A 16,935-nucleotide genomic window follows, 5' to 3' on the forward strand; every position below is an offset into this window, starting at 1 on the left:
GATACCAATAAGCGTGACGTTTTGCATGATGGTCTTCTCCATAAAGAAACATCCTGTCAGCGTACCGCTCACAGGATGGTGGGGACCATCTCATTAACCTCTGTACTGGCGGGCTACACTAATAAAATCACAGTGCGTAAAACTACCTCTGGTGCAATTATCCTACACCTCTGTGTTTATTTTAAACCATCTCATTTGTAAATCCAGGCGTGGTACAATCATGAAGTCTGCACTCATCAGTGAAGGGAGTATGTATGAGAGAAGATGACGAATCCATTTATGATGATGCACTTCGTTTGCTGGGAAGTGCTGTAGTGGCTCTCAAAACATCCAGTCGATGCAGCCGCCTGCGTCAAAGCGACGCGCACACCGCATGGCGGAGAAAATACTCATGTTCAGTCCGCAAAAACCCGACTCGGTGGTCGGGCCTACAAACAATTCTGATAATAAAAATTTAGAATTTTGTTGGGTGTAAATCCAGATGATTTAAATTCTGCAAGATCACATTAATTGCAATCTCTACTTTAATTATCAGCAAAAGTGATTTTGTAGTCGATGGGGGTCTCCTAAATAGCTGCGTGGAATAGTAGATCACTTTGAGGGAACTCAGCCCGGATTGTGCGATCTGATCAATCGCCCAAAAGAAACAAACCACCAACCGGACTGAGCAATGCCGATCATAGCACCCATACCCCGTACCGAACGACGCCTGATGCAGAAAGCTATTGATCCTGCCCCGAAATCCTGCTCCATCCAGAAACAGAATTCCGGCATGATACACACTCCTCGAACGGAGGTTGTGCCGATGAAAAGTCACGATTCACCTAAGAGCAGATTGTCTTTGCCCAAAAGCAGACTGAACTGTGGATGTCCGCGCCGGACGTCTGCCGCAAGCTGGGCATCTCCGACGCCACGTTTACATCTATGGACTACCTCTGTTTTGCGAGTACTAAATCAGGTTTAGATTGTTGCTAACATCTGAAAGACCTTACATTTCAAACACGCTGGCTACCAGACGTATTTCACCCAGAGGATGGACGAAGTAGAATAACTCCGTCTGGCCTTTGCGCAGGGCGCGCATCATCTTAATGCCTTTGATTGTGGCGTAAGCCGTCTTCATCGATTCAAATCCCGGCGTGGCACCGGTTATCTTTTTCAGACTGGCGTGATCGCATTCAGTGTCGTTATTCCGGTACTTAATCTGCCGGTGTTCAGCGTTGCGGACACCAACCTTCGCGTTTGAGCAGCGCAAGCGCACGGACATATAAGTCGGGTGGGCTCTTTATCTGTGTTGATAAATCGCGGGACCATCCACTCTTCATGTTACTGAAGATTTTACCCGGGAGCCGGTACGCGGCCTGGCTGTTACGACGCGGGGAAAGATAAAAATCGAAGGTGCGGCCCCCTGCTGTCAACGGCCCGGGACAGATAAGCCCGGCGGCCATTTACCTTCACGTACGTTTCGTCAATGTGCCACGGATTGAGATCTGAGGGATTACGCCTGTATCAACGCAGTCGTTTTTCCATTTCAGGCGCATCGTGCTGAACCTGGCGGTAAATCGTGGTGTGATCGACATTCACGCCGAGTTCGGCCAGCATCTCCTGCCGCTCAAGGTAACTGATGCCGGATTTGCAGTACCCGCTTACTGCCCACAGAATGATGTCACGCTGAAAATGCCGGTTTCTGAACGGGTTCGTAATCTGTACTTTTGTCAGATGACGTATTAGCCTGTCGATTTTTGCAACAGTGCCGTTTTCCGCACGGTTGCCTCTCGAACCCCTATACTGCCTGATGTAACTGAATCACTGATGCTGACTGAATCTGTCATCCGGAGAAACTCCTGGTTTACGGAACACTTCCAGATTATTGGCAGGCACCGGAATCGCTTTACTGTTTTTTGTGGGCGGGACAGTGCCGAACCCCGATTCACAGCCGCCGCTATTCCGCTGCCAGGTAAGATTTTCCCGTGTCAGTCCCGCTTTTCTGCATACTGATTTATACTGGGTTTTTAAAACAGCCAATTACAAAAAGGATAAAATCCTGTATGCATGAAAAGTACCGGCGCGTTACTGAAATCAAGGCGCAGACGGATGAGTTGCTTATTCAACTGAGTGAGAGCGAATACCGGACGCTGGATACCTGGGCTAACAATCTGGCGCACCTGCGGGTGACTTTTGATTTATTTAGCCCTTTTATGACTGACGACCCCGACTTTCTGGCATGGCTGAATCATCACGATCCCGTAATGGTCTCGGAAATAGCCATGACCGGCAGAGCGCTGATGGCCCTGCAGAACTTTTTCAGGGTGGCCTTAAAGCAGAATCAGTGATATTAATTCCAGACGTTAATATAAATTTTCCGTAAAACCATAAGGGAGCATCCCTGCATACAGCTTCCGTTGTGCCAACTGGTGTCGGCTTGTCTGAGTCAAGCCAGCCATTGTTTCAGATTACCCTGAGAGAGTGGCTTGCGACAGGTGGGATTTTATCAGGGGGTGGCTCACCCTCTGAACATATGCAGGATCCAGTGAGTGAGCCTGTGGCCACAGGTTGTTCATGCCCGGGTGACCACCGGCGCATTCTACACAGCCGTTATTTCGAAAACCAGTCATTAGCCGATTTCCACGTCTCCTGCAGCACACCCTCCACGTAAGCTTTACCCTCTTTTATCCGCAGAACGCAGCACCGACAGACCATCATTGCTGGGCGTGCACAGTACCCGGCACATGGCTTTGATGCTGAACCCAGCCCGATGATTTTCGATAAAGGGGTTATCGGGTCGCGCAAGCAACTGTGTTTGCATGCCGTCTAATGATAATTGCTCGGTTGAGGCACAGAGTGGTAAATACCTGATTCTTGTACGCTAAAGGCAGAACGCAATTATCACACCGGGATCGGTGTGCGGATGCGAGGGAAGCACAGAAAAATTCACTCAAGATCCTTCTGCCAGAGACCGATAACTGTCGTGCGGGAATAAACCCGCACGGAGGATTACCTGATGAGTTTTTTGCTGCGCTTTTCCATCCCGGCCCGTATGACCGCAGGCTTCGCTGTTGCGCTGGGATTTCTTGTTTTCATTGCCCTGGTGGGAATACACGAGCTGGGTAAAACCAATGACGTGCTTGACGACGTAACCAGTAATAATAACGAACAGATTACAGCAGCCGCAGCAATGCAGGCCGCTTCTTATAATGCATCGGTTACGGTCCGTAATATGCTTATCTGGAGTGACCCGGAATTGCTGGCTAAAGAAAAGGTGAATCTTGCAAAGCATCTGGAAAATTTCAGCAGGGCTCAGGCAAAATTGATTCAACTTTTTGCGGCTGCTGAACGTACGCCGCAGGAAGAAAAATTTTATCAGGATATTTTGTCCAGTCAGGGCGTGCTTTCTGGCGGACTGAACAGGGTGAGTAACCTTGCGGCGGCAGGACAGACTGAAGCGGCAAAAGTTCTGATGAAAACGGAGGTCCGGCCAAAGCTTATTCCTGTTCTTTACCGTGCTACCGATATTGTGACATACGAGCAGGGTGAAAATGAACGTCTTGCTACTACAGCAAGAGAAGATTTTCGCACCTCCAGATTCGTTATCTTTTCCTGTGCCGTGCTGGCGTTTGCACTCAGCGCTGTTCTGGGGTGGCTAATTGTACACAGTCTGCGGATACAGCTCGGCGGTGAACCAGCACGGGCACAGGTTCTAGCTGCCACTATAGCAGCAGGCAATCTGACCACGGAGGTAACGTTGCGCCGTGGGGACACGACCAGCCTGCTGGCCTCGCTGGATAGCATGCAGTCTAAACTGCGCGAGCTTGTATCTCAGATTAAAGATTCTGCTGCCTCCGTAACACTGTCGGCGGACGAGATTTCGCAGGGAAATACTGAGCTTTCCTCTCGCACCGAACAGCAGGCTGCCGCCCTACAGGAAACAGCCGCCAGCATGGAGCAGCTCACCGCCACGGTGAAAAGCAACACGGCGGGGGCGCTACAAACTGCAGAGTCAGCCCGAGAAGCAGCTTCCCTTGCCCGTTCAGGTGAGACCGAGGTGCAGCGTATGTCAGAGACCATGAACGCTATATCCGTGAGCGCTGCGAAGGTGCGTGATATTACATCCATAATTGAAAGCATCGCTTTTCAGACTAATATTCTCGCTCTGAACGCGGCGGTGGAGGCTGCGCGTGCTGGGGAGGAAGGGCGAGGCTTTGCTGTGGTGGCCGGGGAGGTTAGGACGCTCGCGCAGCGCAGCGCCACGGCCGCGCGGGACATCAAGCTGCTGATTGAACAGGCAGTTAAACAGGTGGAAAGTGGCGTGGAGGTAGCAACAGATACGGGCCACAGCATTCTGAAGATTGTCAGCATGGTGGGCGAACTGGCGGAGGCGATGGACAACATATCGCTGGCCTCATCTGAGCAGATGCAGGGTATTTCTCAGATCAGCATTGCCGTAAGCCAGATGGACGGGGTAACGCAGAACAACGCCGCGCTGGTTGAAGAATCTTCATCTGCTTCACAGTCACTGTCGGCGCAGGCGCACGCGCTGCGCGGCATGGTTGAAACCTTTCGGGTATAATTCGCGCTGATAGATGGCGGCTGTGTTGAACGCGGATTCACGGCTGCCGTTCTTCCGGTCACGATATGAGAATATGGATGTGTCAGTTTTCCTGAGCGACCAGCTGCTTTTGCAGTATATGTAATAATTATTAATCATCATAAAGTTAAAATGAGCGCGCATGAAAATATAAGCGCTTGATTGAAATCAAGGCGCAGACGGACGAGCTCCTCACGCAGCTGAGCGAGGGCGAATACCGGTCGCAGGATATCTGGACCAATAATCTGACGCACCTGAAGCTGGCGTTCAATTCATTCGCCCCCTTCACGGCCGATGCCGCCTTTCTGACGTGGCTGAATCATATGGTATCGGAAATAGCCATGACCGGGAGGGCGCTGATGGCCCTGCAGAATTTCTTCAGGGTGTCATCAGAACGGCCTTGATCACGTTATCTTCAGCGTTAATCTGAGTTTTATTTTATGAATGAGCCAAAATAATCAGGATGGTGCCGAATGATCCTCCCAGTAAGTCCCGCTTGACCATGGCGTTCAGGATGGTCAGGATCTCGCGCATGCAGGCAACCAGCGCCACCTTTTTCACCTTACCGGCTTCGACTAACCTGACATAAAAGGCCCTGATTGCCGGATTAAACTGATATTACCGCCATATAGAGTGTGCCCCGCACGCCGGCCCTTCCGCCGAAAATCGTTCGCCGTCCGCGCATTTTCCCTGAGTCCCGGTTAACGGGCGCCACGCCGACCAGTGCGCTGATTTCCCGGCGGGTCAGGGTGCCGAGCTCCGGCAGTTCGGCCAGCAGGGTGGCGGCGGTAATGTCCGCCACGCCCTTCACGCTGGTCAGCAGCCGTGTCTGTTCAAGAAAGTGCTGCCGCAGCTGACGGGTAAGCGTCCAGCGAGAACCGTATTGACGGGGACGGGTTATTCAGTTGAGTGCTACGCGCCAGGGGAGCAGTTCACTCACCCGACTGACCGGCCAGTCAGCTATGACGTCGAGGACATGGCGAAGGTAGTGTTCTGGATCCACGCCGTTCAGTTTGCATGTCCCGATCAGACTGTACAGCAACGCTCCACGTTCACCTCCGTGGTCTGAGCCGAAGAACAACCAGTTTTACGACCCAGGCTGACCATCCATAGGGCATTTTCAGCGATGTTGTTATCTGCTTCGGCCCAGCCGTTCTCCGCATTATACGCCAGTGCCGGCCACTGGTTCAGAGCGTACGTGAAGGCCTTCGCCAGCTCCGGGTGTCGCGACAGCGTTTTCATCTTTTCACGCAGCCAGCTCTCCAGGGATTTCAGCAGCGGTTTCGTTTTCCGCTCACGTTCTGCAAGGCGCTGCTCCGCCGGCATTCCCCTTATCTCCGCCTCAACGGTATACAGCTCGCCGATAAGCTTCAGGGCTTCTCCGTCATCGCCGACGGCGTACGGACGTGCACATCGTGGATTTTACGGCGGGTGTGAGCCCAACAAGCGGCTTCCGTTATCCGGCCATCGCGGTACAGTTCGTTGAACCCGGCGTAAGCATCTGCCTGCAGCACACCGCTGAACCCGGACAGATGCGTCTGCGGGTGGATGCCTTTTCTGTCGGGACTGTACGCGAACCCAGCGTTGCGGTCATCACGAAAGTATGTCCACAACCGCCCGGTCTTCGTCTTCTTGTTACCCGGCAGCAGCACCTGCACTGGGGTATCACCGGCATGGAGTTTGCCGTCGGTCACTACAGAGTGCAAAATGGCATCTGAATCGATCACGGTTTGGCATCACTGTCGATCATGATTTGGCATCCATCTCCGATCGCGATTTGGCATCGTAGTCGATCACGGTTTGGCATGCCTCCGATCACTGATTGGCATCCTGTCGATCACTCCGGGAATTAACGCTTTCTTACACGGTCTCCCTTGCTGATTTTTATTCCAGCAGTGGAGACAACGATGTCCAGAAAGAGAAAAGCCAGGAGTTCCATGGAAACCTGTTTTAAGATCCTTCAGCTTAAGTTCGAGCAGAAGCTGACTAACCGCTGTATCGCACTCACACTCAAAATCAGCGCCTCTACCGTTTTTGAAGTGCTCACCCGCTTCCGTACCACCGCGCTTCCGTGGCCTCTGCCGGAATCGATATCCCATGACGCCCTTGAAAAACGCATCTTCCCGGCAAAAAGTGAGCCAGCATCAGAGCTTGTCATGCCGGACCTGCTCTGGTTCGATACCGAAATGAGAAAACCCGGTGTGACGCGTCAGCTGCTGTGGACGGAGTACAAGGTTCAGGCCGGTGAGCGGGCGATGGGGTACTCTCACTTCTGTCGCTGCTACAGGGAGTGGAAAAAATCACGTCACCTCTCCATGCGGCAGGAGCACCGCGCCGGTGAAAAGCTCTTCATCGACTTCTGCGGTCCCACGGTGCCCGTGGTTAACCCGGATACCGGTGAAATACGGCGAGTGGCCATCTTCGTGGCCGTGATGGGAGCCTCAAACTATACCTACGTTGAGGCCTGTGATGGGCAGGACATGATGTCGTGGCTCAATGCCAACAGCCGCTGCCTGACCTTCCTGGGCGGGGTGCCAAAACTGCTTATCCCCGACAACCTCAAAAGCGCGGTGAAAAAAGCCGACCGCTACGAACCGGTTATCAATGACAGCTACCAGGCGCTGGCGGAGCACTACGGCACCGTCATCATCCCGGCCCGCCCGTATAAACCCAGAGACAAACCGAAAGCAGAAAACAGCGTGCTCATCGTGGAAAGGTGGCTGCTGGCGCGCATCCGTCATGAGACCTTCTATACGCTGAGGGCGCTGAATACCCGCCTGCATGAGCTGCTGACGGACATGAACAACCGGCCCATGAAAGGCTACGGCAATCAGTCCCGCTCAGAACGCTTCCGCGAACTGGATGCACCCGCACTCTCAGCGCTGCCGTTGTCACCTTACGAATACACCGAATACAAAGCGGTGAAGGTGGGCCCTGACTACCACGTTGAATATGCGCGCCACTGGTACTCCGTACCGCACGAGCTGGCGGGACAACGCCTGTCACTGAAGGCGGGCCAGACAGTGGTGCAGGTCTGGCATAGGGACTATGCGTGGCGCAGCATCCGCGCAGTCAGCATGAATATAAACACTCAACTAACCCGCTGCACATGCCGGCTCAGCACCGGGGGCACGGGACCTGGACGCCTGAGCACCTGATGGAAACGGGCCGGGTCGTTGAAGCGATGCTGAAGGCGAAAGCGCACCCGGAGCTGGCCTACCGTGCGGTGCTGGGCCTCATCGCGCTGCAGAAAAAATACGGGAGAGCACGGCTGGAAAAAGCCTGTGGCGTTGCTTGGCACTACAAGAGCCCGGACCGCCGCTTCATCGACAACCTGCTGCGCCACCATCGCGAAGATCAGGTTCTGCCCCTGGCAGGGGAAAATGATGCACCCTCAGCGGTCTCGCTGGCGCATGAGAACGTGCGCGGTCCGGGCTACTACCACTGACAGAAAAAGGAATAAAAGACATGAGCAATAATCTGTTAACCAAACTGACGCGGCTGAAGCTGCCGGCGATGGCCGCCAGCCTGATACGGCATCGTGAAACCCCGCAGACGTACGACGAGCTGTCGTTCGAAGAGCGTCTGACCCTGCTGGTCGATGATGAACTGCTGAACAGAGAAAACGGCCGCGTGGCGCGGCTGAGGAAGAATGCGAACCTGAAATACCATGCGGCCCCGGAGGGGCTGCATTACCCGGTATCGCGTGGGTTGAGGGCAGAACAGATGCGTGAACTGCTGAACGGTCACTACATTACGCACAAAAAAAACCTGCTGATAACGGGTCCGACGGGATGTGGAAAAAGCTGGATAGCGAATGCACTGGGCGAACAGGCGTGTCGGCAAAAACACAGCGTTCAGTACTGGCGCACGGGCCGCCTTCTGGAACTGCTGGCACAGGGTCGCGTTGACGGCAGCTGGCTGAAGCATCTTAAACAACTGCAGAAAGTGCAGGTGCTGATACTTGACGATCTGGGTCTGGAGCCACTGACGACGACCCAGTGCAATGATCTTCTTGAAATCGTGGAGGACCGTTACGGTCAGAGCAGCACGATAGTGGTGAGCCAGTTCCCGGTAGATAAGTGGCATGGTCTGATGGAGAACCCGACGACAGCGGATGCGATCCTGGACAGGCTGGTGCATAACGCCCACCGGTTAGTGCTACATGGCGAATCGATGAGGAAATGCAGTGCGGTAGTGGAAAACGAGAAAAAACCAGGTTAAAAAGCAGCAGAGAAAGTTAGCGCATCCCGGGTGATCGAACAGATGCGAAACTGTGATCGAACTTCGATGCCAATCCGTGATCGTTCAGAGCGGAATACGCAACAGAGTGCTGAAGCGCCTCTTCCGACGGTGACAGCAGTCGGCAGCATGCGTCCACCCGGCCCGACAGCAGTGAACGGCTCAGCTCCACACCCTGGCGGTTGTATATTTCTGACTGGCGATACAACGGGGTGTCGGGTAAGGACAGTTCATTACTGAACCATCCTCCCCTGAGAACGGTGCGTACCAGTTTCCTGGTACACCCTCAAGCCTTTATAAACCCTCTTTAAGGAGAGCCGGCCTCGTTACTGTGGAGTTGTCGATGGCAGTTGGGATGTAACAGCATCAAATTGTCAGGCTCGTCTCCTCCACCCAGTATTTTCATCACTTTGTGGTGAATATGCCATCCGGTTTCTTTAGTAAATCGCTGGCCACATACCGGGCGGATATGATTCTGCCTGCGTCATATTGCTGCTATCCTTCTCTTACCCTTCTGAGATTCCGCCCAAATATTGTCCTGACGTCGCTCAAAATAGGTTTCCCGACGAGGATTATAAAAATTAGCTTCAGATCTGATTTTAATGTGCCTGCTTATCGGGATCGAACTGCTTAACATGAGTTCCCATATTTTGCCGCTCCGATCTTTTCCGCAGAATAACCACCGATATGTACCAGTTCTGGAATATCTAAAATATTTTCGATAGACCCATTCTGATCCTTTATTATGGTGGCGCCGTTTACACCACTGCCAGATTTTTCGCCATATTTGATTATCAACATAGTCAAAGGCTCTTTTAGCTACAATGTTGCGGTGATAGCTTGCCCACCCTCTGATTACTGGGTTACCCGGGAAAGCGCAGGACTCGCTATCCGGTGGCGCTGGCTGCGCCTTCCGGAGCAGGACTATCACCTGCAAGATAAGTGCAGCTTGTCACAGCGCACTGCTCAGTGGAACGAAAACTCACTATAAGGCTTCCTCGGACAGTCAATGCCGGTTTAATTTTTTTCTGTCTGACTACCACTGACAGTAAAGGGGTAGACTGCGGTACTATAAACGGTCATGATGAATCGCTATTGATTCGGACCCTGATGAAAGACGCTCGTGGGGTTCTTAATCGTTAGCCGGACATTAAAATCCAGTGAGTTTTACAAATATTCCTCACGGGGGCTGGCCCTTTAACATCAACGCTTGCAGCCAGAAAAGATGATTACCTTCAGATAACACTTATAACTGTCTGACGATAAATACAGCCTGAAATCCTCACCATAGTTCAACAATGCCCAACAAAGCCCGGCGTTCTTTGCAGCAATAGCAACGGCTGCCCGCCAGTAACCCCGGCGATTGATCAGTTAACAAACCCAACGGCTGAAAGGATCCTGTTTGTGTTCCACGTCAATTATCACAGAATGCGCGCCCTGCACCAGTAAAGTGCGCAAATAAGTGTCACCCGCTTTGGTTATTTTCCCCAATCGGGCTTTTCCTCCACTGCTGTACTGTGATGGCGTCAGACCCAGCCACACTGCAAGCTGGCGACCGTTCTTAAAATCATGTCCATTACCAATACTGGCGCTCAACGCAAATGTTGTCGTAGGACCGACTCCCCTGAGTTTCATGATGTTTTTGCTGCAACTGTCCCGGGCGGCTATTTTAGCCAGGACACGATCATACTCAGCGATTTTTAGCTCAATACTGTCAATATGGCTGAGTAGGTCATCAATGCACTGGCTAACCCAAACTGGCTAATTTCCGCAGTTACTTTGTACTCTGCGGTGCAATCAGACCAAATTCAGATACCAGGCCACGAAGTCGGTTATATGAAGCGGTGCGTTCCTCAATAAAACCCTGGCGAGTTCGGTGCAGATATTGCATGGACTGCTGCTTTTGATGCTTTATCGGCACAAAACGCATGTGGGGCCGCCGGACGGCTTCGCAAATGGCCAGCGCATCAGCAGCGTCATTTTTACCGGCTTTACCTGCCAGCCGGTATGGCGAAACAAATTTCGGGGCCATCAATCTTACGTCGTGACCATTCTGCCTGAAAAGTCCTGCCCAGTAATGAGCACTTGAAAAGGCTTCCATTCCAATAATGCAGGGTTGTAGGCTGGCAATGAGTTCAGGCAGCGTAGTCCGGGATACTTTTGGTTTAACAAGAACAGCGTTACCGTATTTATCAACGCCATGAACGGCGAAAACATTTTTAGCGAGATCGATTCCAACAGTCACAACGTCCATGATTATTCCCCTGTAATATTATGGTTACTCCCTATGATGTCACGGAAGATGGTTAGGGTAACCAGATCGAGGGGAAGTCCCTTTTATTCGTTAGGCGAGAAAGGTCGTCTGAAAAATCGATTAATGGACAGCGATGTCCATTAAATGCCATTTATCGATTAAAAAGACACCGTTTCTGGCGCATTCCCACTGTCAATAATATTGATATATCATATAGTTATTCGACAAACGTACGATCTCGCTCCATTGTCCCTCAAATCCCCAGACCGCCACGACCATGTAAGAATTGACACTCAACACAGTAAAAAGATTTTGTTCGCAGGTCCCATTTCGCCCTTTTCCTGATCTGCACGGATGCTGGCTGTTTCCTGACAGCAGAGTTTGAAAATTTTAATAAGGCAGTTGTATATCTAATGTGTATCATGTTATGGTGTGTCTACATTGTAGCTACTAGGTAAGCTGATATGATCCATGGAAACGTTAAGCGCTGGGGTAACTCACCTGCAGTGCGCATACCGGCTGCATTAATGCAGGCCCTGAATCTGAACATCGATGATGAAATAAGCATTGAGCTGGTTGAGGGAAAGCTGATTATTGAACCAGTCAGGCAGGAGGTCAGTTACACCCTCGCCGGGCTCCTAGCGGGCGTGACGCCGGAAAACCTGCACGAGCCGGTTGAGTGGGGCGAGCCGGTCGGTAAGGAGATCTGGTAAATGGTGAGCCGCTTCGTGCCTGATGCAGGAGACATTATCTGGGTTGATTTCGACCCGACCAAAGGGAGCGAGCAGGCCGGGCACCGGCCTGCCGTAGTGCTGAGCCCGTTTGCCTATAACAATAAAACCGGCCTGTGCGTCTGCGTGCCCTGCACCACAAAGCCGAAAGGCTATCCCTTCGAAGTCGCCATTGCATCAGAGCGGGAAAGCGTGGCGCTGGCTGACCAGGTAAAAAGCATTGCGTGGAAGGCGAGGGGGGCCAGTAAAAAAGGGGCCGTGTCCGGCACTGAGCTTCAGCAGGTCCGGGCTAAAATCAGGATCATTATCGGCCTGTAACGGCGTTAAAAGCACTCTGCTGTGCCGCAGCCGGAACCGCCGAAATAAATCCGCCGGGAGCAGGTTCTCCCCGGCCTTACGGGACTGTCCGTCGGGAAGTCTTTTCCTCAAAGCGGGCGCCGCGGCCACGTCACCCCCGCTCATTCTCCCCGGGCGCTTTCTGGTAGACCGGACAGTCCCCCGCGGGTACTGCAGGGCCAGATTCCGTTATGTCGGATAAGCACAGTCATGTGCTTATCCGACATAACGGAAAAGTCTGGGGTTCCGGCGTAGAACCCCAGGGAGGGGCGAAATTAACGAGACGGCTGCAAGTTTACGAGTGTTCAGAAATGAATACAGATTTTCCCGATGTGATTACCCCGCTTAAGAGCATGAAAAGCCTGCCTGCTTTCTTCAAACTTAAAGACCTGATGAACCAGGGCTTGATTTTTTTAAGCTGAACCATTCGAGCATTTCTTCCAGCATACGTACCGAACCGGTTTCAATGCCATCTATCCGTATACCGGGAAATGCAGGGAGGATGCACTCCCCGCAGGCTCACGCATCTGGCTGGTTGCCGGCGTGACGGACATGCGCAGCGGCTTCAATGGCCTTGCTCCAGGGTGCAGAACACGTTACGGGATGACCCGTTCAGCGGGCATTTGTTTATCTTCCGGGGGCCTCGCGGTGACATGATAAAGGTGCTGTGGGCGGACCGGGACGGCCGTGCCTGTTAATCAAACGTCTGGAGCGTGGGCGCTCGTGTGGCCGGTGACCCGTGACGGCAAAGTCCATCTGACGCCGGCGCAGCTGTCCATGTTGCTGGAAGGCATTAACTGGAAACATTCACAGCGGACGGAACGACCTGGAATAGGCATATAACCTGCTCTGAAATCATCATACCCTGATGAAAACGCCCGGCTCAGGGCGTTGCTGCAGGAGCAGCAAACGACCCTCCGCAAAATGGCGGAGTATAATCGCCTGCTCTCACAGCGGGTGTCCGTCACGCCGGCGATCAGCCATATGCGCGAGCCAGCCGGAAAGTTAATCATGCCCACCCTCCCTGAGTTCGCTGACCAGTACGCGTAGCGGTTCAGGCGTCAGTGGCCCGGTCAGGCTCAGGCTGCCGCCCGGTAGTGTCAGCTTGCGACTGATGACCGGTGGCTGGTCTGATGATACGGCTCCATGTGCCTGGGTGGCGAAAGAGGCTCCACAGTAACCGGGATGAGAGTGGCCCTGCTGGCAGGATCTAGCAGTCCCTGACGATGCGGATTACGACAGTTAAATACCAGATTATCGTTAACGCCATGTTCCCGCGCCAGTTCTGCCACACAGGCACCCGGCTGCAGGCTTAGCTCCGCCATGCGGATTTTGAACTCCAGAGGCCAGTCCGGACGGCGTTTTTTGACATTCAAGATTAAAGGCGTAAAGCTCCTCCAGGCGCTCAGGCGTGTATTCCTCCGGCAGCGGCCAGTTAATCCCCGTGCGGCGAAATCGCTTGAACATTTTATGCGTGGCGGAGGTGCTGATGTTCAGTTGCTCAGCGATTTCACGGTAAGTCAGGGCGTCGTTAAACCGCAGGCTGAGTGCAGTAGTGATCCAGGGTCTCCTGGCGTAGGGCGTATTTTTGTCCACAGTAGTGTCCATGTTCGCGAAAGTGTCCACGGTAGGAAACGCGGGCAAAAATAAAAGACGGTCTGTATGTAACGCTTACCCATATCATGTCCGGCTTTCCGGATAATGCCGTCGATTTCATTCTGACCGACCCGCCATATATCGTTGGTTTTCGTGACCGTCAGGGGCGTACCATCGCCGGCAATAAAACCGATGAATGGCTGCAACCTGCCTGCCATGAGATGTACGCGTGCTGAAAAAAGACGCGCTGATGGTGAGTGTCTACGGCTGGAACCGCGTCGATCGCTTTATGGCCGCTTGGAAAAATGCGGGATTCAGCGTTGTCGGTCACCTGGTATTTACCAAAACCTACACATCTAAGTCCGACTGGGTTGGCTACCGCTATGAGTGTACCTACCTGCTGGCAAAAGGTCGTCCACGTCTGCCACAAAACCCGCTGCCGGACGTGCTGGGCTGGAAATATAGCGGCAACCGGCACCACCCGACCGAAAAACCCGTAACCAGCCTGAAACCGCTGATTGAGTCCTTCACACATCCCGGTGCGATTGTGCTCGATCCTTATGTTGAGCTCAACATAACGGATCTTATGTGGTGGAAGGTAAGCGCCCCATGATGGACGTGCCGTAAGGATTATTTTACAGAAGAGAGGTTCCAGGGCAGCAGTTCATGTACCCGGTTTGAGGGCCAGTCGTTGGTTTTGCCGATCACTTCACGCAACCAGCTCTCCGGCTCCACACCGTTCAGCCTGCAGGTACCCAGCAGACTGTAGATGACCGCCGCTGCTTCACCGCCGTTGTCTGAACCGAAGAAGAGATAATTTTTTCGCCCCACAGCCACTGAGCGCAGCGCGTTTTCTCCGATGTTATTGTCGATTTCCACCCAACCGTTACGGCAGAACTCATTCAGGGCATGCCACTGTTTCAGCATGTACCCGAACGCCTTCGCCATTTCCGCGTGGATCGACTGCGTCTTCATCTGCGTCTGTATCCAGTCGTGCAGCGACTCCATCTGCGGGATGCTGCGTTCTTTTCTGACTGCCAGCCGTTCTTCTGCCGGGCTGCCACGGATTTCAGCTTCGGTGCCGTATAACGCCGCTATGCGTTTCAGTGTCTCATCCGTCAGCGCTGTCGGCCGCCGCACATGTTCGTCGTGGATTTTCCTTCTGGCATGGGCCATGCAGGCCGCCTCTGTAATGCGACCGGATTCATATAACGCATCATATCCACCATAAGCATCGGCCTGGAGCACACCGCGATATCCGGCAAGGTGCCGCTGAGGGTGCTCCCCCTTCCTGTCCGCTGAGTACGAGAACCAGACGGCCGGCGGTTCTGACAGCCCCGCGTTGCGGTCATTCCTGACATAGACCCACAGTCGCCCGGTTCGCGTTTTACCGTTTCCCGGCTCCAGTACCCTGACCGGCGTGTCATCCGTGTGCACCTTGCCAGCCTGCAGAACGTACTGGTTGAGCGCCTCATGCAGCGGACGAAGCCGGTTGCCCATCATCGCGACCCAGCGGGCCATCGTGTTACGGCTCAGCGCCAGTCCATGACGGGCGTAGATTTCAGACTGCCGGTACAGCGGCGTATGCTCCACATATTTTCCGACCAGGATGCGGGCCAGCAGGCTGCTGCCCACACGACTGCCTTCTACCGGCTTTGCCGGGAGCGGTGCCTGCACGATAACGTCGCACCGGCTGCACGCCAGCTTCGGTCGGACCGTTTCGATGATTTTAAAGGCGGTGTTGATGATCTCCAGTTGCTCAGAGATAGTTTCGCCCATCACCTTCAGCTCTCCACCACATGACGGGCAGACGCGGGTCGCTGGCAGTAAGGTCTGTGTTTCCCGTGGCAGGTCGGCTGGCAGCGGTTTTCGGGTGGTGTGGCAGGTGGATTTTTCTGGCGCCGTTTGCGACACTGCAACAGTATCTGCTGGTGTATCCGGTACCGGCTCGTTGCCATTCAGGCAGGGTTTTGCCGCCTCCAGTCGGCTTTCCAGCTCTGACAACCGTTTCTCTGCCTGGCGGATTTTGTTCTCCAGCTTATTACGGCTCTTTTCCGAACTCTGACCGAACAGCATTCGCCGTAGTGTATCCAGCTGTGCTTTCAGGCGGTTGATTTCCTGCTCATAACCCGCCATCTGGCCTGCATACTGGCGCAACCTGGTCTGCTGGTCGTTCAGCATCGTCCGCTGTTTACGCAGCATGGCTTTTAACTGGTCGATATCGTCAGGGAGTTCATTTTTCATCCCCTGACATTACAACAACATTACACCCGAAGGCCAGGCGGGTGTGAGCGCTGCGGGTGTTTCCAGTTGAGGCCTTCCAGCAGCATAGCCAGTTGCGCCGGGGTCAGGTGGATCTTCCCGTCGCTGACAGCGGGCCAGACGAAGTGTCCACGCTCAAGACGTTTGATGAACAGGCACAGACCATCCTCATCGGACCACAGTAGCTTATCATATCACCACGGCGCCCCCGGAAGATGAACAGGTGGCCGCTGAACGGGTCATCGTTGAGAACATTCTGCACGCGGGAGGCCAGGCCGTTGAAGCCGTTTCTCATATCGGTAACGCCCGTCACCAGCCAGATGCGGGACCCCGTGGGAAGAGATATCATCAGCCACCTCTCTTCAGTTCACGAACCAGAGCCGACAGCATGGCCGGGGTGAGGTTGCCGGACAGCTTCAGGCGTGCACGGCCGATACTGACCTCACAGCATTGCCCGGCATCCGGCGGCAGGCTTTGCGCTGATGCTGCCGGGAGAGCGGGCAGCGGGGGGCGTGAGTATTCGGTGGTCACAACAGGAACGATATCGCCACGGATAATGGTGGTGCAGGGCAGGTATCAGATGGCTCATCAACCAGATGACGATAACGTTGACGCCAGGTGAACAGCAGGTTGTCATTAATCCCGTTCTGGCGGGCAAGCAGTGCCACGCAGGCACCGGGTTGCAGTGATCGCTGAACCAGGTCGAGTTTGAACGGCATGGAGTAGGTAGCCAGCTGGCGTGGGGCTGTCGGTTCTGTCATTTGTGATAGAGTCCATTCAAAATTAAGTGGACTCTATCATCGCTGGATCAAAGGGGCGTCGACAGACGTCGTTGCCGGAGCGCTTACGGTGGAAGAGATTATGTTGGGGATATTGGGTAACTGTAGTGGCTCGCAATCGAAATCCCCCCGACTCGCAATCGGCGCAATTTT

General features: G+C 53.6%; 14 protein-coding genes and 9 pseudogenes. 11 read left to right on the top strand and 12 right to left on the bottom strand.

From position 1 onward, the window contains the following. Positions 1-201 (top strand): hypothetical protein (locus IAE50_RS26265; protein WP_234467327.1); only part of this gene is annotated, 201 nt, incomplete at its 5' end. A 787-nt stretch (positions 202-988) separates the two neighbouring features. Here IAE50_RS26265 and IAE50_RS26550 read toward each other — a convergent pair. Next, positions 989-1,701: pseudogene (locus IAE50_RS26550) on the bottom strand (IS6 family transposase). A gap of 344 nt (positions 1,702-2,045) precedes the next feature. Between IAE50_RS26550 and IAE50_RS24500 the strand changes: the two are divergent. The 3 genes from IAE50_RS24500 to IAE50_RS24510 all read left to right on the top strand — a co-directional run bounded on the left by IAE50_RS24500 (position 2,046) and on the right by IAE50_RS24510 (position 4,986). Next, entirely contained in the window at positions 2,046-2,330 is a 285-nt protein-coding gene (locus IAE50_RS24500) for a hypothetical protein (RefSeq protein WP_200581577.1), read from the top strand. A gap of 668 nt (positions 2,331-2,998) precedes the next feature. Beyond that, on the top strand, positions 2,999-4,564 hold the full coding sequence (locus IAE50_RS24505) for a methyl-accepting chemotaxis protein (RefSeq protein ID WP_200581566.1): 1,566 nt from the start codon (positions 2,999-3,001) through the stop codon (positions 4,562-4,564). A 176-nt stretch (positions 4,565-4,740) separates the two neighbouring features. Next, positions 4,741-4,986 (top strand): hypothetical protein, encoded by a 246-nt coding sequence (locus tag IAE50_RS24510; RefSeq protein ID WP_200581578.1) that lies wholly within the window; start codon positions 4,741-4,743, stop codon positions 4,984-4,986. 34 nt (positions 4,987-5,020) lie between these two features. On the opposite strand, the pseudogene IAE50_RS24515 reads toward IAE50_RS24510, so the two are convergent. Both IAE50_RS24515 and IAE50_RS24520 read right to left on the bottom strand, forming a co-directional pair. Then, positions 5,021-5,423: pseudogene (locus IAE50_RS24515) on the bottom strand (transposase); the annotation flags it as partial. A 60-nt stretch (positions 5,424-5,483) separates the two neighbouring features. Then, positions 5,484-6,279: pseudogene (locus IAE50_RS24520) on the bottom strand (IS66 family transposase); the annotation flags it as partial. Positions 6,280-6,519: 240 nt separating this feature from the next. Here IAE50_RS24520 and istA point away from each other — a divergent pair. Together istA and istB are read left to right on the top strand one after the other, a co-directional pair. Beyond that, positions 6,520-8,030: pseudogene (gene istA, locus IAE50_RS24525) on the top strand (IS21 family transposase). 20 nt (positions 8,031-8,050) lie between these two features. After that, positions 8,051-8,806 (top strand): IS21-like element helper ATPase IstB, encoded by a 756-nt coding sequence (istB, locus tag IAE50_RS24530; protein ID WP_200581567.1) that lies wholly within the window; start codon positions 8,051-8,053, stop codon positions 8,804-8,806. Positions 8,807-8,906: 100 nt separating this feature from the next. Here istB and IAE50_RS24535 read toward each other — a convergent pair. The 4 genes and pseudogenes from IAE50_RS24535 to IAE50_RS24550 form a co-directional block, all read right to left on the bottom strand. Then, positions 8,907-9,038, bottom strand: a pseudogene (locus tag IAE50_RS24535) (transposase); the annotation flags it as partial. A 93-nt stretch (positions 9,039-9,131) separates the two neighbouring features. Beyond that, positions 9,132-9,293: an HNH endonuclease signature motif containing protein gene (locus IAE50_RS26850; RefSeq protein ID WP_200581575.1), complete on the bottom strand. Its 162-nt coding sequence runs from the start codon at positions 9,291-9,293 to the stop codon at positions 9,132-9,134. Between the two features lie 15 nt (positions 9,294-9,308). After that, positions 9,309-9,755 carry a group II intron maturase-specific domain-containing protein gene (locus tag IAE50_RS26855; protein WP_375288099.1) on the bottom strand — a complete coding sequence of 149 codons (447 nt, stop codon included), beginning with the start codon at positions 9,753-9,755 and terminating at the stop codon, positions 9,309-9,311. Between the two features lie 272 nt (positions 9,756-10,027). Then, a pseudogene (locus IAE50_RS24550) lies at positions 10,028-11,078 on the bottom strand (IS110 family transposase). Positions 11,079-11,542: 464 nt separating this feature from the next. Between IAE50_RS24550 and mazE the strand changes: the two are divergent. The 4 genes and pseudogenes from mazE to tnpB (IAE50_RS24570) all read left to right on the top strand — a co-directional run bounded on the left by mazE (position 11,543) and on the right by tnpB (IAE50_RS24570) (position 12,988). After that, positions 11,543-11,791: a type II toxin-antitoxin system antitoxin MazE gene (gene mazE, locus IAE50_RS24555; RefSeq protein WP_200581569.1), complete on the top strand. Its 249-nt coding sequence runs from the start codon at positions 11,543-11,545 to the stop codon at positions 11,789-11,791. Then, a complete protein-coding gene (mazF, locus tag IAE50_RS24560; protein ID WP_200581570.1) occupies positions 11,792-12,127 on the top strand; it encodes an endoribonuclease MazF in 336 nt (111 codons plus the stop codon). A gap of 209 nt (positions 12,128-12,336) precedes the next feature. Continuing rightward, a complete protein-coding gene (locus IAE50_RS24565) occupies positions 12,337-12,567 on the top strand; it encodes a hypothetical protein (RefSeq protein WP_200581571.1) in 231 nt (76 codons plus the stop codon). 130 nt (positions 12,568-12,697) lie between these two features. Beyond that, a pseudogene (tnpB, locus tag IAE50_RS24570) lies at positions 12,698-12,988 on the top strand (IS66 family insertion sequence element accessory protein TnpB). A gap of 257 nt (positions 12,989-13,245) precedes the next feature. Here the strand turns inward: tnpB (IAE50_RS24570) and IAE50_RS24575 are convergent. Beyond that, positions 13,246-13,470 (bottom strand): transposase, encoded by a 225-nt coding sequence (locus IAE50_RS24575; RefSeq protein ID WP_234467329.1) that lies wholly within the window; start codon positions 13,468-13,470, stop codon positions 13,246-13,248. Beyond that, positions 13,406-13,741, bottom strand: coding sequence for a winged helix-turn-helix transcriptional regulator (locus tag IAE50_RS24580; protein WP_200581572.1), 336 nt, complete (start codon positions 13,739-13,741; stop codon positions 13,406-13,408). Before IAE50_RS24580 ends, IAE50_RS24575 begins: the two co-directional genes overlap by 65 nt. Positions 13,742-13,827: 86 nt before the next feature. Between IAE50_RS24580 and IAE50_RS24585 the strand changes: the two are divergent. Further along, a pseudogene (locus IAE50_RS24585) lies at positions 13,828-14,303 on the top strand (DNA methyltransferase); the annotation flags it as partial. A gap of 68 nt (positions 14,304-14,371) precedes the next feature. Here IAE50_RS24585 and IAE50_RS24590 read toward each other — a convergent pair. The 3 genes and pseudogenes from IAE50_RS24590 to IAE50_RS24600 all read right to left on the bottom strand — a co-directional run bounded on the left by IAE50_RS24590 (position 14,372) and on the right by IAE50_RS24600 (position 16,764). Then, the gene (locus IAE50_RS24590) at positions 14,372-15,985 is read right to left on the bottom strand and encodes an IS66 family transposase (protein ID WP_200581573.1); all 1,614 of its coding nucleotides are present in this window, start codon (positions 15,983-15,985) and stop codon (positions 14,372-14,374) included. 20 nt (positions 15,986-16,005) lie between these two features. Then, a pseudogene (gene tnpB / locus IAE50_RS24595) lies at positions 16,006-16,352 on the bottom strand (IS66 family insertion sequence element accessory protein TnpB). 178 nt (positions 16,353-16,530) lie between these two features. Then, the gene (locus IAE50_RS24600; RefSeq protein WP_200581574.1) at positions 16,531-16,764 is read right to left on the bottom strand and encodes a transposase; all 234 of its coding nucleotides are present in this window, start codon (positions 16,762-16,764) and stop codon (positions 16,531-16,533) included. Positions 16,765-16,935: the final 171 nt, after the last annotated feature.

Source organism: Kosakonia sp. S42 (genome assembly GCF_016624785.1).
Taxonomy (GTDB): Bacteria; Pseudomonadota; Gammaproteobacteria; order Enterobacterales; family Enterobacteriaceae; genus Kosakonia; species Kosakonia cowanii.